Below are 26,671 nucleotides of genomic sequence, written 5' to 3'. Positions count from 1 at the left end.
AAAATATGAACAAGAAAATTCAATTATTATCCATATTATTTTTAGGGTTCTCGTCGGTGGCGTTTTCCCAGATCAAGGAGGAAAAACTGGTTCTTAACAAAAAGAGAGAGCCGGAAGTGAAGAAGATTGAGAAGAAGAAAACTTCTGTGGAAACCATCAAAAATTATCCGCCGGAAGAGAAATCGCAGACTCCTGTGAAGTATAACATCACGGATGTTCCTGCTGTTTCAGACTTCAAAACTTCTACCATTCAGGGGGAAGATGTGGCTCCAAAATTTGACGGAACAGCTCAGAATAACTATTTCCAGTTTGGAATGGGTAATTACGGGAAAGTTCTGGTAGACGGAAACGTTTCAAAAACTCTTGAAAATAAGCTTGAAGTAGGAGCAGATGTTCATGTTCTTTCCACCAATGGTCTTAAAAAAGAGTACGACTGGAAATCCGGACAGACTTCTGCTAATGTTGGTGCTTTCTTAAACTCTTACGGAGAAAAAGGGAAGTTTAACCTTAATGCTGAATATGGTTTAGACAGCTATAACTATTATGGAATCTATGCCATGCAGCCTACCGGAGAACTTGATCTGAAGCAAAAAGTAAATCAGTTTAAAGTAAATGGATATTATGATTTTTATTCCAATGAAATCTTAAATGATGTAAGGGTAAAATCATCGTTCCTGAAGGATCATTTTGATGCTTCGGAAAACCAGGTTTCCATCCTTGCCAATTTCTCCAAACATGCTGTTGAATTAGGAAAATCAGGAATCAACCTGAATGCAGATCTTGGAGTAGGATTGGATGCGGTGAAGACAGATTTTGCCATCAGAGATAAAAACTCTTCCAATTTCTTCAATACCAGCCTGACTCCGAAAGTAACATTCAGAAAAGGAGATTCTTACTTGACATTAGGATCTTCATTCTCTTTCCTGAATGCTAAAAACTCAGCAGAACTGGTTTCTCAGCAGAAAAACAATAAAACGTATTGGTTCCCACAAGCGGAGTTCCAGTTTGCAGCTGCCAAAGAGTTTAAATTCTACGGAGGGGTAGACGGAGGTCTGAAGCTGAATACTTACGGTGACATGTTACAGACGAATCCATTCATCCTTTCTGACCAGTTTTTAAAGCCTACAGAGACGAAATATCATTTTTATGTAGGATTGAGAGGAGATATCGATGAAACGTTGAAATACGACTTCTCTGCAGGTTATGGAAAGATGAGAGATATTATGTTCTTTAAAGCCAACGGTCTTTTTGATAATACATCTGTTAACCGTTCTGCATATAATTTTGCCAATACATTCTCTGCGGTATATGATGACGGAAATGTAAGCGATATCAAAGGGAGTGTACAGTATTTCCCATTGGCCAATCTTATTATTGATGGAGAGTTAAGGTTTACGAATTATGATCTTAAGAATTACGACAACATTTATAACGTTCCTTTATTCAATGCAAGCATCGGGGCGAAATATACCATGCTTGACAAGAAGTTATTGTTAGGATTCAAAGGAATCTTTGCAAGTGACAGAACGACAAACTCTTATGCGATTGAAGGAGTAGGTGCTCCGAATGTAATCTTCCAATCTACGGAGAATACAAACGATAAAGTGGGTGGTTATGCTGATTTAAATCTTTCTGCAGAGTATAAAATTCACAAAAATTTCAGTATTTTCGCACTCGGAAATAATCTTCTGAGTTCAAAATACCAGACGTACAAAGGATATAAAGTCCTGGGTGCACAGATTCTGGGAGGTGTGAAAATTACTTTCTAAAAGGTAGAATACAGGATAGAATTAAAAGGCTCAACACCTAATTCCTATCATCTGCTACCTGGAATAGGCTGCATAGTTTAATGGATAGAACTTCGGATTTCGGCTCCGACAGTGAGGGTTCGAATCCTTCTGCGGTCACTAATTGGGACAAATCTAAATTTTAGATTTGTCCCATTTTTTTGCTATTGAATTCGCTTAATACACGATTTGTTTTTCTAAATGCATAATTTTTATCATCAATCTTTTCTTGATATTTCATTCTTCTAAGCCAGCTTTAAAGATCTGTACTTTCTTGGCTCTCAGTTTTTGTTTCGGTAAACTATTAAGTGAATGTTTTGGTAAAAATATTAATCATTCTCTCTTTAGGAATTTTATTTCTCATTTATTAAGATATAGTTTCTTGAAGTGACTGCCTTTACTATCAGAAGAGCCTGCCGCTGATGCCTGATCATGAGCTGAAACATTTTTATGATTAGATTTGAATAACCACATCCCTGCTACTATCATCCCAATGGGGATGACGAAAAATAAAAGCAACCTTTTTACATTATTTTTTTTCATAAAGCAAAACTATACAATAAGGTAACTTGAAAAACCATCACAGCTGTAGTTATTAAACGATAGGACTGACAATTTTTATTGTGATTAAGAAGGGTTCATAGTCGTAAAAAGCTCTGCTTTAAAATTTAAAATACCACCAGAACAACATATCTCAAAACAGCAACACCCTGCAAATTGTTAAATACACAATAATTTTTAATTTATTTTTTATGTACCTGATTTCGATCTCCTAACCTGACAAGATCAACCGTGTTTTTAATATTCAGTTTTTTGTAAATTCTTGCCTTGTAGGTGCTTACTGTGGAAAGATGAAGACTTAATTCATTGGATATTTCAATATTCCCATACCCTTTAACCAGTAGATCAAATATTTCCTTTTCTCTTTCGGATAAGGCTTCCAATGGATTTATTGGAGTATCTTTTTTAGCGGAAGAAACCAGTTTTTTCACAATCTCGGGAGAGTAGTAGGTTCCGGTCTCAAAGATTTGCTGAACTGCTTCCAGAATGTTGTTTTCATCTGATAATTTGTTAATATATCCATCGGCACCTTCAATGATATACTGTATTGCGATATCATTGTCATATACGGAGAAAACCAGAATTTTAAGAGTGGGCTGTATTTTTTTTAATTCACCAATCATGCTTAAATATTTGCTTTCCGGCATATTGATATCCAGGATGAGCAGATCGAATTCTTCGGCATATAATTTATCTGTGAGTTCTGTATAAGATTCTGCACATGAGATTTTTACGTCTTTGTAGTGGGATTCTAAAATCAGGGTTGTACCTAGTCTTACCACAAAATGATCATCAGCAATAATAATTTTTCTAGTCATATTTTTGTTTTTTTATTTTAATGGATACAATAGTTCCATTGGGGATGTTATTGTTAAATTCAATTTTACCATTGATCATCATGAGAAGCTGAAGGATGAGGTGTAATCCTAAACTGTATTTTTGCAACACAAGCTTTTCATTTTCAATATTATCCTGAAGCTTTTCATAATAGGTCATCTGTTCTTTACTCATTCCTTTACCGGTATCCCTTACTTCCAGAAAGAAGATGCTTTCATCCTCAATGGTAGAAAGCTCGATGACTCCATTGGTGGTATTTTTAATCGCATTGTCTATGAGGTTATGGATGATAACGGCTACTACATTCTGATTGATCTTTGAATAAGTGGGATCTTTAATATTGCTGACAATAAGAGTATTCTGTTCTTTGGCAGCCACTTCAAAAAGTGCTTTTTTGGCTTCAACAACTTCATAAACATTATAAGTTTCATTCTTTTCAGAAATATTATAAATTTCTGCATACTCCTTTAATGTTTTCACGAAATTGTAAAACTCTACTGAAGATTTGTAGAAACTTTCAAAATGTTTCTTTTGAATATAACGGTCATGCTCATCAGTTTCATACAGCTTTTTGGCAGTTATAGACAAGAATTTGATGGGCGTAATAATATCATGACTGATTGTTTCCAATAGTTTTTTCTGTTGCACACTTTCTTTTCGGAGCTGTTCTTTGGTATATTCTAATTTTGAAACTGTTTTTGATAATTTCCGGGTTCTTGTTTCAATGATGTCTTCAAGTTCCTTCTTTTTTAATATTTGTCTTTTTATTCTAAGCTTTATCAGCTTTAATGCAAAGACAGATATAAACACAATGGCAAAAAACTTAAAGATAAGTATCTGATAAAACAGATATTTTACATTGATATTAATTGATTTATAAATATATTTTCCCTTTGGAGAAGTTAAAACCCTTACAATAAGTTGATAGTGGCCTGGGGCCAGATTTGAAATACTGTATTTACCATCACTATTTACTCTTTCCCATTTTTCATTCTTAGAACCCTTCAGTTTTGCTTCGATAACCAGATTGGCCCTGTTGGCATAATACGGTATATCCACCCAAATTGCTGCTTTATAGAAATTATTTTCCAGGTTAATATTTTGCCCTTGTATACTGCTTTTTGAATCATAAAAAATAACCCGTTCCAGAAAGAAGTTTTTAGGATAATAGCTTCTTATTTTCTGGGGATCGAAAAATACCAGACCTTTAATGGAAGGGAATACAAAATTTCCATTCTGAAGAACTGCTGCACTGGGCGAGCATCCGCCGTTAAACTCATTTGTGTTAAAGCCGTCTTCCTTGCTGTATCGGTAATAGTTGGGTAAAGTTTTTCTGTCTTTGGCATATTGAAGAAGATTGTTTTTCAGTACCTGAAACAGTCCGTTATTAGTGCTGATCCAGAGGAATCCTCTTGGGTCCTCCAGAATAGTATGTGAAAATAGAAGATAGTTGTTTTTATCTTCGGGCATTTTAATGAGCTTCTTATTCTTATAAAGGAAAAAGCCATTTCCCTGGGTCATGATCCAAAAATTTCCATCTTTTGTTTTTGTGATTTCTCTTACATGTAAAGAGCTGGTAGATATCTTTTTAGGAACAAAAGTAGGAGCTTCTATTAAAAACAGAGCATCTCTTGTTCCTACCAGCCATTTATCATGCCGATATTCATATACAGTGGTTACAATATTAGGGAAGGAAAATTGTAAGAGTGGTTTTTTAAAATCATAGTCTCTGTAAAAGGTAAGGAGAGATTTCAGAGTAGGTTTGTGAAACGTTACCATACAATAATTTCTCACCCTCCATGCATAAGAAGGTTCATTTTGGAAACTGAGGTTTTCTTTTTTAGAATAATTAGACCTCTTAAGAAAACGTAGTAAGCCAGATTCTCCCTGAACAAGAATATTCTGATGATGATCATACAAGGAAAAAAAGCTGCTTGTCGTATTAAAATGATACTGCTTTACCAATCCGTTTTCATTATATACATCACCTAAGGAAGTGATTACCTTATCATTTTCAAAAGGAAGTATTGAATAAAAAATATTTTCATAGGATTTATCTGATTTGTTGGCAACATGAAAATTATTGAATTTTATTACATTCAACCCATCAGATAATGTTCCAAGGTAGAGTTTATTGTTTATTTCATCATGATAGATAGCAGATAGGGAGTTTTTATTAAGGTCATAATCTGCTAATTTTTTAAAACTAAAAGTATTACGCTCATAGCCAATTTTATACAACGTATGATTCAGGATAATAAAAGATTGATTATTGATCTGACTCCAGTATACTTCTATACCTTTTGTAAAGAAAATATCAGGGGCATCCAGATAAGTTATTCGGGTAGGAGAGATTTTAATTATTTTTTTTAATGATCTTGAAATGATAAAAATTGTCTGGTCAAAACAAAATGTATCTGAAATATAGTTTTTAGGTAGATGCTTCAGTGTTGTAACTTTATGATCCTTGTATTGTACGCTTCCGTCATGCAATAAGTGATAATAGTTTTTCCTGTCAAAATAAATAAAGAAATCTTTATCTTCAAACTGATCTGATATAGCATTCTTTGTAAAAACAAAGTTCGATTTGCTTTCACGCAATACCCTTTGCAGGCAGCCCGATTTACGAGTAAGAACGCTTACATTTCTTTTAGATATTAATGCCGTATTTTCATCGAAAGCTGTGGTGTTGTAAATTGTATCTTTCTTTGCATTTCCAAAAAAAGAGGTAAACCTGTTATTCTTAAAGTTGAGATGATTATAGGTAACAAAATTATTTCCGTCATACCGCACCAACCCGTTTTCCGTACTGATCCAGATGAATCCGTATTGATCCCTGGTAACGTCTTTTACACTGTTCTGAGGAAGTCCTTTATCTGTATCATACCATATAGAAGCGGGCTGCTGGCTGTTGTACAGTTGTATATTGATAAGAAATAGGAATATAAGTTGCTTATAAAACATTTTTAATACTTGTAATTATAAAGTATTCATGGGATTAGTATTCTTAAGATTATCAAATTTTAACAGCCGGCAAAAGTGTTGAGCATCGTTTTAAAACTACATGCTTTTACATTTAAAATGATAGCTGTGCTAACTATCAGGGCTGTCAGAATGAGCAAGATGTGTAAATCAAATGCTTGTCAAACTTTGTGTTGTGTAAGTATTTGTGCTGAAAGGAATTTTGTTATTAATGATATGATTTGTTTTCTTTATGATAAAAGAAAATCAGTAGACATCAGATGAGTATAAAAAGCTGATTTTTATATTGTAAAGAACGGATAGAGTTCTTAAGTATACCATCGGGAATATCAGGACCAGGAAACAATTTGTAATTTCTAGTTATAACGGGTTGAAATAAAATAATAGAACGGACCAATTATCAGTAGGAAAAATAGACTTTAAAATCTGTTTTTTCTTATAAACTTCTTCAATAGTAGTGTTTTATACTAAAGAAAAAACTTCACTGTTGATGATCAGGGTTCCGAACTTATTTTCCTTTGTTGTAAGTTTGGGGAACGTTATTTTTTGGATCCCCAATTAAAGAGACTACTGTTAACGATTGATGGTCAAGCTTTTGAATAAGTAAGGTGTCAATATCGCTACTGACTGAGGGTTGGGCTACTCCTACAGTGCGACTCCATAGAAAAAGTGTATCATGGGAAACTTTCCACTGTTCATACAGCAATGTGTGCATATTTATTGATGCTGCAATACCATTGTCATGAAGCTCAATCCCTTGCTTTTCATTTTCCTGTCCTGGAATAGGTTGTACCCATTTTCCTATAAGCTCAGCCCTTTTGGTGTTAGGGTCCGATGTTGTGTTGGGATCTGCCTTTATGTTTTCCTTTTTTGGGGAGGTACATGCTGCCAAAATACTGAGGATAATTATTGAAATTGTTTTTTGCTTCATAATTATATGTCTTTGTTTTATGCCTTTAAGTGTTTGTTATTTACGCTGTTATATATAGCGGCTGTAGGTAATCTGTAACCGATCATCTCTCTATAGGCTGATCCTGTAAAGTAGCTGCTATAATAGATTTTAGTAAATAATAAGCTGATTTTTTTTCAAAAATTAATATCGTATTTCTATTATTTTTACCAATATAAGGTCAATAAAATATTATTCGCAAAAGTACACAAATGTTCTTTATAAGAGGTTTTTAAACCTGTAGTTATAAAACTACATAAGGCACAATTTTAATTGGCAGCCAGAAAGTTGAGGTGTATTTCTATAATATTTATTTTATAAAACATAGTAGACATTGTCTATCAACAATCATTAAAGTGATAGATTGAGTAAATTTAAATGATTGAATTTATTAAGATCAATTCAGTAAATCATCTTTCTATATTTGCCCCACTATAAAAGAAAAAATTATGAAAAAAAATGTTTTACTAGTGGGTGTTCTGATCACATCAACATTCTATTCTCAGCAGTTGACAACCAATACAGGGAGCCCTGTTGGGGATAATCAGAATTCTAAAACAGTTGGTAATAACGGTCCGGTATTGCTGGAGGATATTCATTTAATTGAGAAGCTGGCTGCTTTTGACAGAGAGCGAATTCCTGAAAGGGTAGTGCATGCGAGAGGAGCTGGAGCCATCGGTGAATTTGTTGCAGATGCTGATTTTTCTGATGTTACAATGGCTGACTTTTTATCAAAGGCTGGTAAGAAAACTCCAGTATTGGTAAGGTTTTCTACTGTAGTACATCAGCAGGGATCTCCGGAAACTTTCAGAGATCCAAGAGGATTTGCTGTTAAATTTTATACAGATCAGGGGAATTATGACTTGGTAGGTAATAATTTACCGGTGTTCTTTATCAGAGATGCCATTAAGTTTCCAGATATGGTTCATGCATTTAAACCTTCTCCGGTAACCAATAATGCTTCGGATAATAACAGGGTTTTTGATTTTATGGCTAATATCCCGGAGGCTACCCATATGCTGACATGGTTGTTCTCTGACAATGGAATTCCTGCCAATTACAGAGAGATGCAGGGAAACGGAGTACACGCTTTCAAATGGATTAATGCAAAAGGAGAAATAACTTATGTGAAATATAAGTGGGTTCCAAAGCAGGGCGAAAGAAACCTTACTCAGGAAGAGGCTGACAAAATACAGGCAACGCAAATAGAACATGCAACAAGAGATTTATATAATTCTATCCAGAAGAAAGATTTTCCAAAATGGGATTTATATGTACAGATGCTGAAAAAGGATGATTTTGAAAAGCTTGATTTTAATCCGGTTGATGTGACCAAAGTTTGGCCGGAATCTATCGCAAAATCAGTGAAAGTAGGAACGATGATCCTTAATCAAAATCCGACAAATTATTTTCAGCAGGTAGAACAGGCTGCTTTTTCTCCCGGAACTCTTGTTCCTGGAATTGAGCCTTCAGAAGATAAACTGTTGCAGGGAAGACTGTTCTCCTATTTTGATACCCAAAGACACAGAATTGGTGGAAATTTCCAGCAGTTACCAATTAATGCTTCAAAAAATAATGTAACAACATATAACCAAAACGGTTACATGTCTATGAGAGCTCAGAGTGGAGAAGTAAATTATCAGCCTTCAACCGCTAAGCCTGAAGTTATCGACAATAAAAAATTCAAATACTCCCCAACTGTTTTCCCTGCTGGTACAACAACAGTACAGGCTAAAATAGATAAGGAAAACAATTTTAAACAAGCTGGAGAACTTTATCGTTCTTTCTCAAAAAAAGACCAGGATAACCTGATTAAAAATCTGGGTAGTGCTCTGAACAGTGTAGAAAATAAAAAAGTAGTAGCTAAAATGATCTCTTATTTCTATCAGGCAGATGCAGAATACGGAAAACGACTGGCTCAATATGTAAAAATGGATCGTCAGCAGCTGGAATCTTTATTATCTTCAAAATAGAAATAATGAAATATCTTTTTTCTACCATCATGATGCTTCTAGCGATAAGCAGAGTGAGTGCACAGGATATTTTTTCTTATGCAAAGACAGATAATGTAGAAGCTATTGCTCAGTTCAAAAAAGAAATCAATTCTAAAAATGAGGAAGGCTATACTCCTTTAATACTTGCGGTATATCATAATCAGGAAAAAACGGCAAAGTGGCTTCTTGAAAATGGAGCCCTGCCTGATCTGCAGGATAACAGTGGTAATACAGCACTGATGGGAGCTACCTTTAAAGGATATAAAGAAATGATTGTACTGTTGATTTCTCATAAGGCAAACGTAAACATCAAAAACTATAATGATGCAACGCCTCTTATTTATGCTGCGGTTTTCGCAAGAACAGAAATTATAAAACTGCTTTTAGAAAATGGAGCAGATAAAAATGCTAAGGATAACAGAGGCAATACAGCTTTACAGCATGCCGTGATGCAAAATAATGAAGAAGCTGTAAAACTGCTTCAGTCATTGTAATTTCAGAGAAGAGTTTTATTCTTTGTCAACTTCCGCAATAATCCTCCTGTCAGCCTGATAGGGGGATTATTTATAATGTTTTGCCAGGCTGCGAAGCAGTAACAGCCGGTTTATTTATATTTTCACGATTTACAGAGGTTTGTAATTTTTAAACTACATAAGCGGGATGTAATACTACACGGGCGACAATTTGTTTTTACATGGTAAAACTGAATTTTTCACATCTTGTATTTTAAATTTGTACCATCAAAATGAATAAGTTCAATTCTTGAAAAATTAGTTTGATAATGATAAAAATGCAAATAAACAATAATAAAATATATTTAGACTCTCAAACAAGGTAGTAATAAAAAAACATCCGTAGAAGAATACATTTATCTCAGACTGTACAGCCTCTATAAAGATTTTAATTCTACTTTTTGTTTATCCTTACACAAAAACATCCTTTTTCCTATTCCATTTTAAGTAAAGGAATATTTCTCAGTCTTGTGCCATCGGTGCACAAGTGGATATGAGAATCATATTTGCTTGATTATCCCATGTTTTTCACTTCAAAAAAGTTTAAATACTAAAATTAAAATAATGAGAAAAAATTTAACAACCTTATTAACAGTAGTCCTATTGGTAACTTCTGCTGGCATTTTTGCACAGACAGCAGGTGTAGGGATTGATACTACAACACCTAATTCCACATTGGATGTCAATGGAAAACTAGGGGTTACTGATATTGACGGGCTTCAGGCACCAAGACTTACCCGCGGGCAGCTTTCTGCGAAAGGAGATGCTCTTTATGGAGCCAATCAAAAAGGAGCACTGATATATATTACAGATATCTCAGCGGGTAATAATACCGGACCAAGAGTAAATATTGACGCTATTGGCTACTATTATTTTGATGGTACAGTATGGCAGAAACTGATCAGTTCTTATAACAATATTTATAATGCAGATGGTACTCTTACCAGTACGAGAACGGTTACACAAAATGGAAAGGATTTAAAATTTGTGAATCAACAAACTACAACTATTAATAATAGTGTGGGGCTCGGTATCGTACAGGATTCAGGAACGGGAGGAAGATCTTCAATGGGATTTTCTAATGGTGGAAATTATTCATTGTTTATTTATTGTGATACCAACTCAGAAGCACAAATTTTAGCTACAGGAAACAGTACTGGACTTTCTATTGGGACAGGTTTTACAAATGCTCCTACAGGTATTAATTTTGTGACTACCCCAGCGGCAGGCGCTAATGGAAGTACACAAGTAAGTATTGAACCAAATGGAGATGCCTTTTTTGTTAAAAATGTAGGTGTTGGATATTCCACTACTACTTTTGCGCCAGGTGAAAAATTAAAAGTAAGCGGAAGTATTACGACAGCAACAACTACTTATCCCGATTATGTATTTGATAAGTATTATAATGGAAAATCTTTATTGAATTCTAAATATAAATTTTTAAATATTTATGATACAGAAAAATTTATTAAAGAAAACAATCATTTACCTGGGGTAACTTCTATTAATGATTTAGCAAAAACGGAAAATGGACTTTACTCATTTAATTTATCAGAACTTTCAACCCAGACATTAGAGAAGGTTGAAGAACTTTACTTACATGTTATAAAACAACAAGCGCAGATTGACGCTCAAAAAGAACAAATCAATAAACTACTTGACTTAACCCAAAAATTACAAAAGAAAATTAAGTCAAAAAAATAGTAATAAAATTGTAACCAGAACTTGACGATTCTGATAGAATACAGATGATTAAAAAAACGGAATATATTAATTCCGTTTTTTTATTTTACATACATTCTATATGTGGGTTGATATTTTTTATACCAATTACCAGTTGATTATTTGTGTTTGTGTGTTTGGTTTTTATCACCTAACCTTACAAGGTCAACGGTATTTTTAATATTCAGTTTTTTGTAAATTCTTGCCTTGTAGGTGCTTACTGTAGAAAGGTGAAGGTTTAATTCATTTGATATTTCTATGTTTCCGTAGCCTTTAACCAGTAGATCAAATATTTCCTTTTCTCTTTCTGATAATGTTTCAAGGGGATTTATCGGGTTATTTTTTTTAGCAGAAGAAACCAGTTTTTTCACAATCTCAGGAGAGTAGTAGGTTCCGGTTTCAAGGATTTGCTGAACTGCTTCCAGAATATTGTTTTCATCCGATAATTTATTGATATATCCATCGGCACCCTCAATGATATACTGTACTGCAATATCATTGTCATATACAGAGAAAACCAGAATTTTAAGAGTGGGTTGTATTTTTTTTAATTCTCCAATCATGCTTAAATATTTGCTTTCCGGCATATTGATATCCAGGATGAGCAAGTCAAATTGTTCAGTATGTAATTTTTCTGTGAGTTCTGTATAAGATTCTGCACATGAAATTTTTACATCTTTGTAGTGTGATTCTAAAATCAGGGTTGTTCCTAATCTTACTACAAAATGATCATCGGCGATAATAATTTTTCTAGTCATTTTTTTGTTTTTTTATTTTAATTGATACAATCGTTCCAATAGGAGTGTTATTTTTAAATTCTATTTTACCATTGATCATCATGAGAAGCTGAAGGATGAGGTGCAATCCTAAACTGTATTTTTGTAAAACAAGTTTTTCATTTTCGATATTATCCTGAAGCTTTTCATAATAGGTCATCTGTTCCTTACTCATTCCTTTACCGGTATCTCTTACTTCCAGAAAGAAGAAGGTGCTATCCTCAATAGTAGAAAGTTCTATAACTCCATTGGTGGTATTTTTAATTGCATTGTCTATGAGATTATGGATGATAACGGCAATCACATTCTGATTGATCTTTGAGTAAGTAGGATCTTTAATATTGTTAACGATCAGGGTATTCTGTTCTTTAGCAGCAACTTCAAAAAGTATTTTTTTTGCTTCTACAACTTCATAAATATTATAGGTTTCATTCTTTTCAGAAATATTATAAATTTCTGCATACTCCTTTAAGGTTTTCACGAAATTGTAAAATTCTACCGAAGATTTGTAGAAACTTTCAAAATATTTCTTTTGAATATAACGGTCATGCTCATCGGTTTCATATAACTTTTGCGCTGTAATGGATAAAAACTTTATAGGGGTAATAATATCGTGGCTTATGGTCTCCAGCAGTTTTTTCTGTTGTACACTCTCTTTTCGGAGCTGTTCTTTAGTATATTCTAATTTTGAAACCGTTTTTGATAGCTTTCGGGTTCTCGCTTCAATAATTTTTTCAAGTTCTCTTTTTTTCTGTTCCTGCCTTTTTATTCTTATTTTAAAGAGGGTAAATACAATGAGAGCTAATAGTAAAGCAATAAAGGATTTAAAAATAAGCGTCTGATAAAATAGATGTTTTACGTTGATATTAAGTGTTTTATAGATGTATTTGCCTTTCGGCGATGTTAATACCCTCACAATGAGCTGATATTCTCCGGGCTCAAGATTGGCTATATAATATTTACCATCATTGTTTACTCTTTCCCATTTTTCATTCTTGGAATCCTTTAGTTTTGCTTCGATAACCAGATTGGCCCTGTTAGCATAATAAGGGATGTCAATTAAAATAACCGCTTTATAGAAATTATTTTCAAGATTAATATTCTGGCCTTTTATACTGCTTTTGGATTCTGAAAATACGACCCGTTCCAAAAAGAAGTTTTTAGGATAATAGCTTCTTATTTTCTGAGGATCGAAAAATACCAGTCCTTTGATGGAAGGAAACACGAAACTTCCATTCTGAAGAGCTGCTGCACTGGGCGAACATCCTCCGTTAAACTCATTCGTGTTAAAGCCGTCTTCTTTGCTGTATCGGTAATAGTTGGGTAAGACTTTTGGGTCTTTAGCAGATTGAAGCAGATTGTCTTTGAATACCTTGAATAAACCGTTATTAGTACTGATCCATAGAAACCCGTTTTTATCCTCCAGAATAGTATGCGAAAATAAAAGATAACCGTTTTTATCTTCAGGCATTTTAATGAGTTGCCCATTTTTATAGAGGAAAAAGCCGTTTCCCTGAGTCATAATCCAAAAATTTCCATCCCTTGTCTTGGTAATTTCTCTAATATGTATGGGGCTTACAGATATTTTTTTGGGAATAAAAGAAGGAGCTTCTATCGAATACAAAGCATCTCTGCTCCCTACCAGCCATTTATTATGACCCAGTTCCTGTACCGAAGTAACAATATTAGGAATCGAAAAATGTAAAAAAGGAGTTTCAAAACTGGAGTCTTTATAGAAGGTGAGCTCAGATTGTAACGAAGGGATGTGAAACGTTATAATGTAGTAATTGTTGATATTCAATACATAAGATGCTGTTTTGTCAAAATGATGTGATTCGTTTCTAGAATAATCAGAACTCTTTAAAAAACGGAGTAATGACGTGCCATTTTGAACAATAATATTTTTTTGGCTGTCATACAGTAAGAAATATTTGGTTGTTGTATTAAAATGATACTGTTTTAGCAGTCCATTTTCATCGTATACATCTCCTGAAGAGGTAATTACTTTATCATTCTCAAAAGGAAGTATAGAATAAAAAATATTTTCATAAGATTTATCAGATCGGTTGGCTACATGAAAATTGTTAAACTTGATGACATTCAACCCATCTGATAAAGTTCCGAGATACAATTTATTGTTGATCTCATCATGATAAATGGAAGCCAAAGAGTTTTCATTAAGATCATAATTGATCATTTTTTTTAATCCGATCACATTGTCTTGATAGGAAACTTTGTACAAAACATTATCATGGAGGATAAAACATTGATTGTTGATCTGGCTCCAGTAAATTTTGACATTCTTTTGGAAGAAAATGTCTGAAGCCTCCAAATAATCAACTTTCCCTGACGAAATTTTGATAATCTTTTTTAATGTTCTGGAAACAATAAAAATATCTTGCCCAAAACAAAATGTATCTGCTATATAATTATTGTGCAATTCTTTTAAAGGAACTGTGTTGGCATCATTATACCATATGGTTCCATTGTTCAGTAAATGGTAGGAATTCTTTTTGTCAAAATAGATAAAAAAACTTTTAGTATTTATTTTTTCCGGGGTTCCGCTTTTTACAAATAGTCCATATGATTTACTTTCATGCTGCACTTTTTTCGTACAATTGGTCTGCTGCTGCAAAACGCTTATATTTCTTTTTGTAAGCAGAACTATGTTTTCAGTATAGGCAGTTATATTATAAATAGAATCTTTTTTTATACTTCCAAAAAATACTGAAAACCGGTTATTCTTAAGGTTAAGATGATTATATGTTACAAAATTATAGCCGTCATAGCGTACTAATCCATTTTCTGTACTGAGCCAAATAAAACCATATTTATCTTTAATAATGTCTTTTACACTGTTTTGTGGAAGTCCGTTATCCGTGTCATACCATACAGAAGCTGTTGGCTGGCTGTAACAAAACTGTATACAGACCGAGATCAGGAATATGAGGATTTTAGAAGACATGGGTGGGGTATTAAAGATAATTTTTTCATTTGTGATTTCTGCATTGAACTATTAGTAACATAAATGTAGTAAAAATTAATGATTGTTAAAATTTTAAAATGTCGTTTATAAACTACAACGAAGCCAATTAAAAATGACAATATTGCTAATCTATCTTTACAGTAATTATTTTAGGGTTTATCAAGGTTATCAGATCTTTGCACTATAAATTTATTACTTGATTTTAACCATTAAAGTTAAATATGTTCCCAAGCATTTTAAACTTGACTTCAAGGTCATTTCATACAGGGGAGTAGCTTCTCCTCTGTATTTATAGAGATAAATAGATCTACTTTACACATGTTTTTTTAAGTGAAAATTATACAGGTTTTCATTGAAAAATATTTTACATAAATAAATTATGAATTAAATATCTGTTTCTTAAAAACAAAAGATGAACAACAAGCAAATGAATGTGAAAAAATTAAACCCCAGTACTATTAAAAACACCAAAATTACATCTTTAACAGCACTTCTGTTAGGCTTATCATCCGGCATTTTTGCACAAACTGGAAATGTAGGGATCAATACAACATCTCCAACAAAAACGCTAGACGTAAATGGCCAGTTACGTGTGAGAGATTTACCAATTATTCCAGCAGGAACTCCTATGGTTGCCGATGGCAATGGAAATATAGGAATGTTTAAGGCAGTTGACCCAAACGATTTTATTTTGTACAATGTTGATAGTAATGTTAGACAAAATACAAGTGCAAATGTACCCTTAACATCTATATTAAATCCACTGCAAACGAATGCACAGGATGGTGGCTCAGGGACTACTATACAGCCAGCTAACTGCTGGGTGATACCTAATTCACAAGTTATATTTAAGTTTCCTTCAGGGTCTATAAGGAGGGGTACAGCAACATGGAGTACTTGGTTTGAAATGGCCTATGGATTTGACTGGTCCCAAATAAATATAATTGGAGGAACTGGGAGAATTAGATTACCCCTTTTCTTTCATAGCAGGGCCTATGCCAGACTCTATAAAAAAACGGGAACTACATGGTCTGTTGTGGATGTAGTTACAGTTACAATGCAGACCACTCAGATTTCACCATATCTTCAAGAATCTACAACCAGAGATAATACAGGAAATCTATATACAACACCAGGGAGTACCAACCAGAATTTCAGATATTTTTTATCTGCTTTTTATAGTATTGGAGATGGTACGACAGTGAGTGTAGATCCTGATAGCGAATATAAAGTAGAATTGTTATATGGAATAGAAAACTTTTCATCAAGAGAAACCCTTACGAACCCTGGTCTTTTGCAAAACTGGGGAGTACAATCCGTAGGATATAGTTTTTATAAAAATTAAAATTATTAATTACATTTTTGAATGAGCGGGATAGCGATATTCCGCCATTTGAATTCAAGGATGTATGAAGAGAAAATAAATAAGAATAAACAATTTTAATATTGGAGGAGAATGAAAATAAATAATAAGAAAAAAGTAAGCCATTATATGACTTTTCAGTTAGTTGTATTGGTGCTGCTTTTTTTGATCATTATTATTCTCAGGTATTTTGGTTACCCTTTATTTTCAGGAATATTTTGCTTGACAGCCTTACTTGTGCTCGTATACGGAGCATTGAAAAAAAGTTTTGTATTTGAATATGAGAATTCCGGACAGGTGGTTTCCATTAAAAACTATCAATGGTTTTCAGGTGGGAAAAAATTGCCGGTCTTTGAAATGCCTCAAAAGAAAATTGTACGGATAGAAATAAAAAATAGAGGCTTTCGGAAATATTTAATCATTCTTTTTTCAAATTCTTCAGGAAAGGTATTAAGAAGAAATATTGATATTACTTTTTGTAGTGAGAATGAAACCCAACAGCTTTTAGGAGATATAGCTGACAATTTAGTAAAGGAAAGATCAGGAACATACTGCTGATCAATGATGTTGCTTTTTGAATACAGACAAATTAGTTTAAGATGGAAAATTTAAAAGATATTCATATTGGTGCTTTGGTATATGAGCGTGTAAATGAACAGGATATTGATATGGGCAGAATCTGCAGATTCTTACACTCAACAGAAAAAGAAATCCTGGAAATGTATTCTATGAAATCCTTAGATGTGGATGTACTTCTAAAATGGTCAAAGTTGTTGGAATATGATTTTTTCCGTCTCTACTCCAATCATTTAATATTATACGCTCCCGTTGCCAGCCAGAATAAAAATGTAGTAAAATCAAAACTGCCTCAATTCCGGAAGAGTTTATATACAAAAGAAATTATAGACTATATGCTGGAGCTCCTCGAAAATAAACAGAAGACTCAAGTTGAAATTATTAATCATTACGGAATTCCCAAATCAACATTGAATAAATGGATAAGCAAGTACAAACAATAAATACGGGACCTAATTATAAAAGAATTTACCATGATTTCATAGAGTCTAAATGTCCGGATAAAAGAGAATATGTAAAGAAATATCTATCAAAAGATACCATCTCTTTATCCGATGTTTTGAAGATTAATAATATTATTTTTTTTGATGGATTCTCTGAAAGTCAGAAATTCAAATCCTATGATAAACAGACTATTTTTGAAATTCTTGATTATCAGAAAACACATAAATTAAATAATAGCCAGCTGGCCAAACATTTTAGATTAAGCAGAAATACCGTTACAAAATGGAAACGTAAGTTTTTAGTATAATCTGCATCTTTTCATTATAAAAAGTAATAAGGGGAGTATTACTTCGTTTTTTTTCTAAGTTTTTAAGAGTATATCCATCAGATATACTCTTTTTGCTGTTAATTTTCAAAGGTTTGAAGTGGAGTGCTTTCTGTGGAATGTAGTTTTTTACCTACAAATATTAATTTTTATTGTACATCTGTGATGTTACACGTAACCTATATAAAAAGCATCTGTAAAAACAGATGCTTTTTTATGAGTAAAAAATAGAGCGTAAGTCTCTATTTCTTTGCCTGTAGAGACAAGTTATCCATATAAACTGCCTGATGTACTCCATTCAGCATAACTTTCAAACCTATATGGGAGTCTTTTTTCAAAGAAACCGTAAATGTTTTTTTCTCACCTGTTATTTTGGAAGGTTTAGTAATTGAAACATAGGTTTTTACATCAGAAGGGTTGTCCACTGAGAAAAGTTCTAAGGTAGTTTCTCCTCCATTATCAGAAAGATCAAGAGACAGCGTATAAGTTCCAGCCTTGATTTCAGGAGTTACCAGATACATATTTTCTCCAGGATTGCTCATTGAATAGAATATAATTCTTTTATCACTTGCATAAAGCATGGCTTTTCCGGATTGAGCAGTCCAGCATTTATTGATATCTTTCCAGGTATCAAAACTTTCTGTAAGAGCGGTTACGGGTTTACACTGTGCATTTGCTGTTAGAAACCCTCCTATAACTGCTATTCCCGTAAGTACGATTTTTTTCATGTATTATTTTTATTTATAATGAGTAAAAATAAGCAAAAAAGGTTGTACCGGATGCTATTGTTTTATGATTTAAGTTAGCTTCCACTGATGAATGGTGCTAAGAAAATGAAAATAAAATTATAAAATACTGTAAAATAGTTTGATAGAGGGGGGTGGCGCGTTTTGCATAAAATTAAAATAAGCTTTCCCATGACAGAAAGCTTATTCAGTTTTAAGTAAAATGTAATTATAAACAAGACTTAAAAATAAAATAATTCTACTCCTTCGGTTATGAGTGAGATCATATTAATTTTTTATCTCTTTTCCGCAATTGATAAGTTCAGTGACAAGCTGTCCACTTTGCGCTGACCAATAATTTTTGTCACACACTACAATTAAATTTCGTTTAGCTCTACTCACAGCAGTATTAACCAGATTAAGACCTTTGGAAATAGGAATGGTAGTATCAACAAACCATTTATCATAAGTGTCAACAATACTTAAAATTACAGTATCCCATTCTCTGCCCTGAGAGCCGTGAACAGTGAGGATTTTCAAATCATTTCTTTCTTGTGGTAAAGAATTGTTGAGTAATCTTATTTGTTTTTTATATGGGGTTAAAATGACAAAGTCCTCCGTTCCATTTTTTTTAAGATGATGAACAAGCTTGCTTATTTCTGAAACTTCATTCATTGATACTCTTGATTTTGGGCCTTCAGTTTTTTTAGCATTAATATACTGTATCTGGGTTTCACCTTCCGGATTATTGGATCTAAAATCGTTTTCATAAACATGTTTAGACAGAATTTGAGCCAGATTACTTCCGAATCTATAAGTCGAGTTTAAAGAAGTCTTGGAAATGTGTTCAGATTTGAATTCCGAATTGTCCAGGTACTGACTTCGGCAAAAGTATTCTGATTTGGAAAAAAGAGTGTCCAGGAAAATGGCAGACTGAGCCCATAAAAACATATTATAAAACTTGCTATCCCTTTCAATACTGCTATCATTGATTTCACAAACTGGAGGTAATTGCTTGTGATCCCCCAGAAATGAAATGGGCGTTGAATGATTAAACAATGTCAAAGCCTTAATAATATTGGCATAGCCTGCTTCATCCAGAAAAATATGCTCAACATTTAACTTTGATTCTGCGTAACGTCCAATATAGCCGTCTAAAGTGCATGCAATGATATTGACGGATTTCAAACGTTCTTCAGTAGATGAAATAGCTAGTTTAGCCCTTAAATGCAGATATCTTTCCAATTCAGATTCTATTACACCTGGGCTGTGATTTTTATATTCTGAAAATAGATGGGTGTCAACTTCTAACTTATCTCTTTTTTGAAGGAGTATAGTGTCTGCCTTTTTTTTAGTTTCTTTTATATTTGTGACGGACAGTTTAGAAAGAACCGACTGAACTTCCGGAAGAAATTTTGTCTGGTCAATCAGATTAGTGACTTTTACAGATACCTTTTTCTGAATTTCAGCTAAATCTCTCTCCTGAACCGTTCTTTTCTTACTGATTTCAGAGAGTTCATATTTCGAATATTCCAGATCTTTATTGAAATCATAAATTCTCTTTCTACTCTCCTCAATTTCCTTTTCTGCACGCGTTGGTTTACTGCTGAATGCTTTGATAATCTTATGGGAAATAGAATTTATTTTAGCAATATTTTTTTCCAGCTGATGAGTTTCCTTAATGCTGTTTTCAGAAAGTAACTTAACCTCTATTTCCTTTTTTCTGAATACGATATTCACCTCAGCCAATGAGTCTGTATCTTGTTTTGTACGCTCAGAAAGTTCAATTAAATCATCAAATTCAGGAGTTAAGTTCATAAATCTGTCAATGGCTTGTTGCTGATTTTGAAAATTTAACATTCGCTCCAGAATATCAATTTGTTTATCTATTTCAGCCAGTTTTTTTTGAACCCCTTTTTCCTCACAGACTTCCGGAAATTCCTCAGCAAATTTTTTCGAGGGTGTTCCCAGGCGTATAATTTGTTTTCTGTCGATCCCAGCCTTATCAGTCATTTTAATGATCCCCTTTAAAACTTGCTCAATCGCATTATTGGTGGGAGCTAAAATGGCAATTGTGTCCCCTTTTCTGATATAATGGAGCACTGCATAGGCAAGAACAAATTGGGTTTTCCCTGTGCCGGGAGCTCCCCAAACATAAGAAAAGGGAGTCGTGAAAATATTTTTTAAAGACTGTTTTTGGTTTTCGGAAGGCTGAAGATTTTTCTCCGGAAAAAAATCAATATTCTGAAAGTCCTCTGAGTATTTCGAAGATCTTGTAGGTAAGGAGAGCTTGCTTCCATTATGTACGTACCAGTCTTTTACTCTTTCAACCAGAAACTTCAGGTCGGAGACCACTTTAAGGTCATTTTTATGCAGCCCGGTGAAATCCGGGGATACATTGTCAGAAGGCTTAATTAACAGTATATTTTTATCATTGTCGTATTCAATAATTTTAATTTCTGTGGAATCATAATCTTTACCATTGCGGAAATTCCTGAAAAAAACGGCTTCTGTATCAAAAAGCTTTGCAGACAAACGGAGTTTAATCACGGTATTCCTGCCTGCCAAATATTCTAAATCAAAAACATCAACTTCCTGGATGCCTTTATTGTTATTATGTAGATATTCATAATAGTTTTGGCAACTGTCTATGGCTATTTCTCTTATTTCTTCTGCCGTCATTTATTTGACATTTATAAATATTATTCTGCTATTTGTGGGATAGTGTTTGTAAAATTAACTTGTAACGGGTTTATCTCATTATGGTTTTCCGTAAAAACAAAACTAATGATCTTCTTAAAAGTAAGAATACGTATTTTTACTGTATTTATTAAGGTTCCGGAGCTTTTTAAAAGGATTTGAATCTGTTTAGAAAAAGAAGAAATGGAAAAAATAATATTCTTTATAATCACGTTGACAGGCATGATAATGACCAAAACATAAATCATCGAGTCAAGCAGCCGGATATACCCATAGTATTAAAAAAGATTGAGAGGCTGTGATTTATTTCTTTTTTAAGCTATAGAAGGAAAATTTTTATAATTTTAGCTTATTATTTTATAATCTGAATGGAGTACACACATAAAACAAATACCTTTTTTCTTTTAAAAATGGTAATTTATACCATTGGATTTCTAAGCTTAATAGCGATGTTAAGACTTTGGATAGGGTCAAATGAAAATTGGAATCAGATGATAGAAAATGAATTTATTCCGGCATTAATAGTCAGAAGTATTTTTTTGACGGTGGCAGGATTACTATTTTTAGGATTATCATTCATAATAAGCAAGATTTACAAGAAAGAAAGCCTTTTTTCGAAAGAATTGGTTGTTTTACTATTGTTTTCTTTCACGTTGAATGTAATAACAATGTTACGCCTTATCTGACATGAAGCTATAATAAAAATGTGTCTGTTAAATAAAGTGGGCTGTACATAGAAAAATTTCCTAAATGTGGTAGGTGTTTAAGCCTTATTGGCGTATAAATTGATACTACAAACTGAATTGAATTTTGATGACTAATGACTAGAACGACTGTAACTCTGATTTTCTTTTTAAGTGGTTTTTTCTTTTTAAATGCACAGGAGAAGAAAGATTCACTTTATTATAAAATAGAAGAATTTTCGGATAAAAGAAAAGTTACCAAATTCATTCATCGCTTTATATTCCGTAGAGAGCCGGACTCAACGTCTGTTAAGTCCAATACTGAAAAACTTTCGCAAAACACCTATAACAAAAAAATTATCAGAAATGTCAGGATAGAAACCATAGATCCTTTTGGATATGGCTCTAAAGACAGTAAGGAAATAGGTAAATGGTATGACTGGGTCAAGGATCACCTTCATTCCAGTACAAGAAGATCGACAGTCAATAATTTTTTGCTTTTTGAAGAAGGAGAAGAATACAATGCCCAAAAGCTCTATGAATCTGAACGTTTGCTTAGAACAATGCCTTTTATCAACAGAGTGAATATCAGTGTTTCCGACAGCACTTCCAGTAAAGATTCTATAGATGTCGTGGTAAAAGTACTTGATTCCTGGAGTCTGAAGCCAAGAATCAGCTATTCCGGAAGTAAAATTGGTTTGGGAGTTACTGAAGAGAATGTACTGGGACTGGGACATACCCTGGATTTCCTTTACAGAAATGATTCCAAAGAAAAGCAGGATTACCTCTTAGGAAGCTATACCACTTATAATCTCTTTGGTACTTATATTAATGCCCAGATTCTTGGGGAAAGGGATTTTTCGAGAAATGAAAGAATTAATTTCAGCCTCAGAAGAGACTTTTTCTCCCCTTTAACGAAATGGGCGGGAGGTTTTACATTTGAATATTTTTTGCGAAAAGTTTTGCTTCCGATGGAAACAGATACCACTTTTCCGGAAGTACAGATCAAAGTGTTCAGTCAGGATTTATGGGGTGGTTATCAGATTCCGGTTTCCTCTGATCCTAGTGAAAAAATATCCAGTAATATTGCCATCATAGGAAGGTTCCAGAATTATCAGTACAAAGACAGTCCGGGAATTGATCAGTATAAATATTTCAGCTCTTACAACAGTTTTCTGATGTCTGTTGGGTTTATTCAGAGAAACTTTTCGGTTCAGAAGAATATTTTCCAGTATGATTTGCCGGAGGATGTTGCTTATGGTAACTCGGTAAACGTTATTGCCGGAGCTTTATCAAGAAATAAAGAAGTGAACCCTTATGTGGGAATCTCTACCTCTTACGGCCGTTTTACCAAATTGGGATATTTCACCGTGAAAGCACAGTTTGGAAGGTTTTTTAATGAAGACAGCCAGAACAGGGAGTCTTTCCGCTTTGACGGAACTTATTTTACCAACCTTATGGACTGGAAATTTGCCAAAGCAAGACATTTCTTCTCTCCAACACTAGCCCTGGGAAATCCACAGCATAATTACTCTTATAAGGATAGGATCAATCTTTCTTCTGCAGACGAATTTCCTGTTTATAATTCTGATTATATCGGGACAAAAAAAATAGTGTTAAGATATCAGCTTCAATTGTTTATCAATAAAACCTGGAAGAATTTCCATTTCAGTCCTTATTTAACTACCGCAGTGGGTTGGCTGGGAATGCCTGATGATAAACTATTGAAAACCAAAGCCAATACAAAAATCGGAATCGGTGTTTTAATTAATAATCCCTATCTGGTTTTCAACAGGATTCAGATTTCTTTCATGTATTATCCACGTGTTCCTTTTGATAATAATTCTGTTTTTGATTTTAACAGTAACAGAAATAATCTTTTACCAATGAACAGCTTTGCCACGGATGTTCCTCATTTTGTCAATTTTGGAAATTAATAATTGAAAATCAATTGGCTCTTAATATCGTGAAAACAAGTCATTTTTCAGATTGTAAACTGGGATTTTTTTTGATATGATATTACCCATTTGGGTAATTGACCGGTTGTTCTTTTATTACAAAATTTGTGATAAAAGAAATTGTATGCTGTAAAGTATATTCAGATGCAGTTTAAAAAAATCATAACAACCCCAAAACTAATCCTTATGAAACCCTTGAATTTTCTTTTATTATTGACTGCACTTTTTACTTCTGTCGATATGTATGCAAACCCAAGTGGCAAAACACCGTGTGTACCAAAAGCAATTCCTATAACAGATGCTGAAAAGTGGATTGCAATTTCTCCTATTCTGCTCTTCCTTTTAATTACCTGTCTTGTCTTTTTTAAACTTAAAAAGGATAATGTCTCTTTAAAAGATCTTCTTCTGGATAAGGATGCGAATGTTCAGATGGAGGTAGAAAGAACAAAACAAAGAGTGGCTTTTTTAGCTGCTTCTACTGAAAGTCAGCAGGCAATGAAGGCCGCGGACGCAACAGCTAACAACGCTGAAGATCCAAATACCCCAAAACCTAATACCAGTGTAAGCCGTTTTCTTACATTTATAAGTGGTTTAGTGTCTGTAGGTCTGGCATGTGTTCTCACTACTTTTGCCATCTGGAACTATTTTGATGTAAGTGATTTTCCTAATCTGAATGATCTCGTTGGTGTTTTACTGACCCTGGGAATTGGAGTAGTACCTTATGCATTTAACAAAATCACTACGGCTGCTAAATAGACAGATTTTAATACAATAGAAACCTTCCTTGCTTTTGGCAGGGAAGGTTTTAATCAAAATGCAATAAACATTCTGAAAACTAAACTACTACATCTATTTTTACATTAATATTTCCACGGGTTGCTTTTGAATAAGGACATGTTGCATGGGCGGTTTCTACCACTTTTCTGGCTTCATCTATTGCAAGTCCCGGTAAAAGTACCTGTAAATGGGCTTGCAGGAAAAATCCATCATCATTGGTAGCCAGATCGACAGAGGTATTGACAGATAAGTCTGGAGGAAGGGTGACCCCCATTTTTACCGCACCTAAATGCATCGCTCCGATAAAACATGCCGACCATCCTGCTGCTAAGAGCTGTTCCGGATTGGTTCCGTTTCCCTTTGAACCTGGAGAGGTTAATTCAATATCAAGTTTGCCGTCACTGCTTTTTGCTTCTCCGTTTCGGCCTCCGGTTACAATGACATTACCAGAATATAACACTTTACTGATATTGACTACGGTTGTATTTTCTACTTCCTGAATGGTATTTAATTCCATATTTTTATTATTTAGATTAAACGATTTTGTTGATTGATCCTATGATTGTTAAAGTTTTTTTCTTAAATCTTTGAAAGCTGCTCTAAGCTCTTCTGTAAAGACTTGTGGCTGTTCCCACGCTGCAAAATGTCCGCCTTTCGAAGCTTTATGATAATAATATAAGGTAGGATAAGCCTTCTTTGACCAGCTTTCCGGAGCCTGATAAATCTCGTGAGGAAATACCGAAATAGCTACAGGAACCTTAATGTCTTTTGTCTTCTGTGCCTCAGCACTGAAATTATTCTTGTTATTTTCCCAATAGAAGCGTGAAGAAGAAGCTCCGGTGTTCGTAAGCCAGTAAAGCGTAATATCATCAAGGATGGCATCACGGCCAATGATATTCTCAGGATGAAGATCGCTTTCACTCCATTCTGCAATTTTTTCATAAAGGAATGCTGCTAACGCTGTTGGAGAATCGGAAAGCAAATATCCTATGGTCTGTGGACGGGTAACCATCATTCCTCCATAGGCTGCATTTCTTCCAAAGAATGTACTCATGGCATTATAAGCTTTTGCTTCTGAAGCAGAAAGTCCTGATGGCGCAGGATCGCCGGCATTGATTGGCTTTACAAGTTCAGCAGGAATAGTAGCCGGCATGGTAAGATGAATTCCTAAAAGACCTGAAGGAGCTTGCTTTGCCAATGCATCAGAGATGACAGAACCGTGGTCACCACCTTCAGAAACATACTTTTTGTAACCGAGTCTTTTCATCAGCACATCCCAGGCAAGCGCAACACGGTCCGGATTCCAGCCCAGTTCAGTTGGGATTTCTGAAAAGCCATATCCCGGAATGGCCGGTATAATTACATCAAAGGCATCACTTGCTTTTCCTCCGTATTTTACAGGATCAGTCAAAGGATCTATTGCATTGATAAACTCCAACGGAGAACCCGGCCACCCATGAGTAAGAATCACAGGCATTGCATTAGACTCCTTTGAACGTACATGGATAAACTGAATATCAAGTCCGTCAATATTGGTTACAAATTGTGGAAGAGCATTCAGCTTATTTTCCACTTTTCTCCAGTCGTATCCGTTGCCCCAATAGGTTATCAGTTCTTTTAACTGTTCAAGCTGAATTCCCTGGGAAGCATCTTTCACGGTCTCTTTATCCGGGAAGCGGGTTTCGGAAATACGTTTTTTAAGATCATCCAGTTGAGATTGCGGAATACTGATGTGAAAAGGACGGATGCTGGTATCATTTTTTGATGATAGAGTAGCGGTCTTGTTGTTTTGTGCTTTAGAAATAGCAGGTGTACCTAAAGTAAAAGTTACTGCTAAAAGGATTGTTGAAATTGTTGTTTTCATTGCTTTATTGTATTAGATTGTAGATCTGTTTTTCTTTTTTGATGAGACAAAATTATGCTCCTGGAAACCCTTGAAAAATGAGTAATTTGTTCAAGTAGTCATATTTCACAGCGAAATAGACATTGCAGGAGGTGAACAGGAAAACAGTAT

General features: G+C 34.0%; 19 protein-coding genes and 1 tRNA gene. 11 read left to right on the top strand and 9 right to left on the bottom strand.

The window, feature by feature from the left end; genetic code table 11:
- The first annotated feature begins 5 nt into the window (after positions 1-5).
- Positions 6-1,769: a TonB-dependent receptor gene (locus ACMA47_RS17600; protein WP_413930839.1), complete on the top strand. Its 1,764-nt coding sequence runs from the start codon at positions 6-8 to the stop codon at positions 1,767-1,769.
- 66 nt (positions 1,770-1,835) lie between these two features.
- A tRNA-Arg gene (locus tag ACMA47_RS17595) sits at positions 1,836-1,907 on the top strand.
- Between the two features lie 623 nt (positions 1,908-2,530).
- Here the strand turns inward: ACMA47_RS17595 and ACMA47_RS17590 are convergent.
- The 3 genes from ACMA47_RS17590 to ACMA47_RS17580 form a co-directional block, all read right to left on the bottom strand.
- Complete coding sequence (locus ACMA47_RS17590; protein WP_413930838.1) at positions 2,531-3,166, bottom strand: response regulator; 636 nt, start codon at positions 3,164-3,166, stop codon at positions 2,531-2,533.
- Positions 3,159-6,149, bottom strand: a complete 2,991-nt coding sequence (locus ACMA47_RS17585; RefSeq protein ID WP_413930837.1) for a two-component regulator propeller domain-containing protein — start codon at positions 6,147-6,149, stop codon at positions 3,159-3,161. The genes ACMA47_RS17590 and ACMA47_RS17585 overlap by 8 nt, the downstream gene beginning before the upstream one ends.
- Positions 6,150-6,675: 526 nt before the next feature.
- Positions 6,676-7,098, bottom strand: coding sequence for a lipocalin family protein (locus ACMA47_RS17580; RefSeq protein WP_413930836.1), 423 nt, complete (start codon positions 7,096-7,098; stop codon positions 6,676-6,678).
- A gap of 467 nt (positions 7,099-7,565) precedes the next feature.
- On the opposite strand from ACMA47_RS17580, the gene ACMA47_RS17575 reads away from it, so the two are divergent.
- The 3 genes from ACMA47_RS17575 (at position 7,566) to ACMA47_RS17565 (ending at position 11,326) form a co-directional block, all read left to right on the top strand.
- The gene (locus ACMA47_RS17575) at positions 7,566-9,089 is read left to right on the top strand and encodes a catalase (RefSeq protein WP_413930835.1); all 1,524 of its coding nucleotides are present in this window, start codon (positions 7,566-7,568) and stop codon (positions 9,087-9,089) included.
- Positions 9,090-9,094: 5 nt separating this feature from the next.
- Entirely contained in the window at positions 9,095-9,604 is a 510-nt protein-coding gene (locus ACMA47_RS17570; protein ID WP_413930834.1) for an ankyrin repeat domain-containing protein, read from the top strand.
- Between the two features lie 582 nt (positions 9,605-10,186).
- Positions 10,187-11,326, top strand: a complete 1,140-nt coding sequence (locus ACMA47_RS17565; protein ID WP_413930833.1) for a hypothetical protein — start codon at positions 10,187-10,189, stop codon at positions 11,324-11,326.
- A gap of 137 nt (positions 11,327-11,463) precedes the next feature.
- Here ACMA47_RS17565 and ACMA47_RS17560 read toward each other — a convergent pair whose 3' ends face one another.
- Together ACMA47_RS17560 and ACMA47_RS17555 are read right to left on the bottom strand one after the other, a co-directional pair.
- Entirely contained in the window at positions 11,464-12,102 is a 639-nt protein-coding gene (locus ACMA47_RS17560) for a response regulator (protein WP_413930832.1), read from the bottom strand.
- On the bottom strand, positions 12,095-15,085 hold the full coding sequence (locus tag ACMA47_RS17555) for a two-component regulator propeller domain-containing protein (protein WP_413930831.1): 2,991 nt from the start codon (positions 15,083-15,085) through the stop codon (positions 12,095-12,097). Before ACMA47_RS17555 ends, ACMA47_RS17560 begins: the two co-directional genes overlap by 8 nt.
- 433 nt (positions 15,086-15,518) lie before the next feature.
- Between ACMA47_RS17555 and ACMA47_RS17550 the strand changes: the two genes are divergently transcribed.
- The 4 genes from ACMA47_RS17550 (at position 15,519) to ACMA47_RS17535 (ending at position 17,796) form a co-directional block, all read left to right on the top strand.
- Entirely contained in the window at positions 15,519-16,451 is a 933-nt protein-coding gene (locus ACMA47_RS17550) for a hypothetical protein (protein WP_413930830.1), read from the top strand.
- 111 nt (positions 16,452-16,562) lie between these two features.
- A complete protein-coding gene (locus tag ACMA47_RS17545; RefSeq protein WP_413930829.1) occupies positions 16,563-17,027 on the top strand; it encodes a hypothetical protein in 465 nt (154 codons plus the stop codon).
- Between the two features lie 41 nt (positions 17,028-17,068).
- Positions 17,069-17,488: a helix-turn-helix domain containing protein gene (locus ACMA47_RS17540; protein WP_123279938.1), complete on the top strand. Its 420-nt coding sequence runs from the start codon at positions 17,069-17,071 to the stop codon at positions 17,486-17,488.
- Positions 17,464-17,796 (top strand): helix-turn-helix domain-containing protein, encoded by a 333-nt coding sequence (locus ACMA47_RS17535; protein WP_413930828.1) that lies wholly within the window; start codon positions 17,464-17,466, stop codon positions 17,794-17,796. Before ACMA47_RS17540 ends, ACMA47_RS17535 begins: the two co-directional genes overlap by 25 nt.
- A gap of 260 nt (positions 17,797-18,056) precedes the next feature.
- Here ACMA47_RS17535 and ACMA47_RS17530 read toward each other — a convergent pair whose 3' ends face one another.
- Together ACMA47_RS17530 and ACMA47_RS17525 are read right to left on the bottom strand one after the other, a co-directional pair.
- Positions 18,057-18,542: a hypothetical protein gene (locus ACMA47_RS17530; protein WP_413930827.1), complete on the bottom strand. Its 486-nt coding sequence runs from the start codon at positions 18,540-18,542 to the stop codon at positions 18,057-18,059.
- Positions 18,543-18,827: 285 nt separating this feature from the next.
- Entirely contained in the window at positions 18,828-21,221 is a 2,394-nt protein-coding gene (locus ACMA47_RS17525) for a DEAD/DEAH box helicase (protein ID WP_413930826.1), read from the bottom strand.
- 838 nt (positions 21,222-22,059) lie between these two features.
- Here ACMA47_RS17525 and ACMA47_RS17520 point away from each other — a divergent pair.
- Positions 22,060-23,859: a hypothetical protein gene (locus ACMA47_RS17520; protein ID WP_413930825.1), complete on the top strand. Its 1,800-nt coding sequence runs from the start codon at positions 22,060-22,062 to the stop codon at positions 23,857-23,859.
- A 207-nt stretch (positions 23,860-24,066) separates the two neighbouring features.
- Positions 24,067-24,636 (top strand): hypothetical protein, encoded by a 570-nt coding sequence (locus tag ACMA47_RS17515; protein WP_413930824.1) that lies wholly within the window; start codon positions 24,067-24,069, stop codon positions 24,634-24,636.
- A gap of 79 nt (positions 24,637-24,715) precedes the next feature.
- Here ACMA47_RS17515 and ACMA47_RS17510 read toward each other — a convergent pair whose 3' ends face one another.
- Both ACMA47_RS17510 and ACMA47_RS17505 read right to left on the bottom strand, forming a co-directional pair.
- Positions 24,716-25,174: an organic hydroperoxide resistance protein gene (locus tag ACMA47_RS17510; RefSeq protein ID WP_413930823.1), complete on the bottom strand. Its 459-nt coding sequence runs from the start codon at positions 25,172-25,174 to the stop codon at positions 24,716-24,718.
- Between the two features lie 48 nt (positions 25,175-25,222).
- Positions 25,223-26,521 (bottom strand): epoxide hydrolase family protein, encoded by a 1,299-nt coding sequence (locus ACMA47_RS17505; protein ID WP_413930822.1) that lies wholly within the window; start codon positions 26,519-26,521, stop codon positions 25,223-25,225.
- Between the last annotated feature and the right edge of the window lie 150 nt (positions 26,522-26,671).

Origin of the sequence: Chryseobacterium sp. T20 (assembly GCF_047345655.1) — a bacterium.
In the GTDB taxonomy this organism is placed as follows: domain Bacteria; phylum Bacteroidota; class Bacteroidia; order Flavobacteriales; family Weeksellaceae; genus Chryseobacterium.
Note: the sequence above shows the minus strand (reverse complement) of the source record. Positions and strands in the feature narration are given on the sequence as shown.

Excerpts from the sequence above, each read along its gene's own strand:
- ACMA47_RS17600 (WP_413930839.1), top strand. The coding sequence starts at position 6 with ATGAACAAGAAAATTCAATTATTATCCATATTATTTTTAGGGTTCTCG.
- ACMA47_RS17590 (WP_413930838.1), bottom strand. The coding sequence starts at position 3,166 with ATGACTAGAAAAATTATTATTGCTGATGATCATTTTGTGGTAAGACTA.
- ACMA47_RS17585 (WP_413930837.1), bottom strand. The coding sequence starts at position 6,149 with ATGTTTTATAAGCAACTTATATTCCTATTTCTTATCAATATACAACTG.
- ACMA47_RS17580 (WP_413930836.1), bottom strand. The coding sequence starts at position 7,098 with ATGAAGCAAAAAACAATTTCAATAATTATCCTCAGTATTTTGGCAGCA.
- ACMA47_RS17575 (WP_413930835.1), top strand. The coding sequence starts at position 7,566 with ATGAAAAAAAATGTTTTACTAGTGGGTGTTCTGATCACATCAACATTC.
- ACMA47_RS17570 (WP_413930834.1), top strand. The coding sequence starts at position 9,095 with ATGAAATATCTTTTTTCTACCATCATGATGCTTCTAGCGATAAGCAGA.
- ACMA47_RS17565 (WP_413930833.1), top strand. The coding sequence starts at position 10,187 with ATGAGAAAAAATTTAACAACCTTATTAACAGTAGTCCTATTGGTAACT.
- ACMA47_RS17560 (WP_413930832.1), bottom strand. The coding sequence starts at position 12,102 with ATGACTAGAAAAATTATTATCGCCGATGATCATTTTGTAGTAAGATTA.
- ACMA47_RS17555 (WP_413930831.1), bottom strand. The coding sequence starts at position 15,085 with ATGTCTTCTAAAATCCTCATATTCCTGATCTCGGTCTGTATACAGTTT.
- ACMA47_RS17550 (WP_413930830.1), top strand. The coding sequence starts at position 15,519 with ATGAACAACAAGCAAATGAATGTGAAAAAATTAAACCCCAGTACTATT.
- ACMA47_RS17545 (WP_413930829.1), top strand. The coding sequence starts at position 16,563 with ATGAAAATAAATAATAAGAAAAAAGTAAGCCATTATATGACTTTTCAG.
- ACMA47_RS17540 (WP_123279938.1), top strand. The coding sequence starts at position 17,069 with ATGGAAAATTTAAAAGATATTCATATTGGTGCTTTGGTATATGAGCGT.
- ACMA47_RS17535 (WP_413930828.1), top strand. The coding sequence starts at position 17,464 with ATGGATAAGCAAGTACAAACAATAAATACGGGACCTAATTATAAAAGA.
- ACMA47_RS17530 (WP_413930827.1), bottom strand. The coding sequence starts at position 18,542 with ATGAAAAAAATCGTACTTACGGGAATAGCAGTTATAGGAGGGTTTCTA.
- ACMA47_RS17525 (WP_413930826.1), bottom strand. The coding sequence starts at position 21,221 with ATGACGGCAGAAGAAATAAGAGAAATAGCCATAGACAGTTGCCAAAAC.
- ACMA47_RS17520 (WP_413930825.1), top strand. The coding sequence starts at position 22,060 with ATGACTAGAACGACTGTAACTCTGATTTTCTTTTTAAGTGGTTTTTTC.
- ACMA47_RS17515 (WP_413930824.1), top strand. The coding sequence starts at position 24,067 with ATGAAACCCTTGAATTTTCTTTTATTATTGACTGCACTTTTTACTTCT.
- ACMA47_RS17510 (WP_413930823.1), bottom strand. The coding sequence starts at position 25,174 with ATGGAATTAAATACCATTCAGGAAGTAGAAAATACAACCGTAGTCAAT.
- ACMA47_RS17505 (WP_413930822.1), bottom strand. The coding sequence starts at position 26,521 with ATGAAAACAACAATTTCAACAATCCTTTTAGCAGTAACTTTTACTTTA.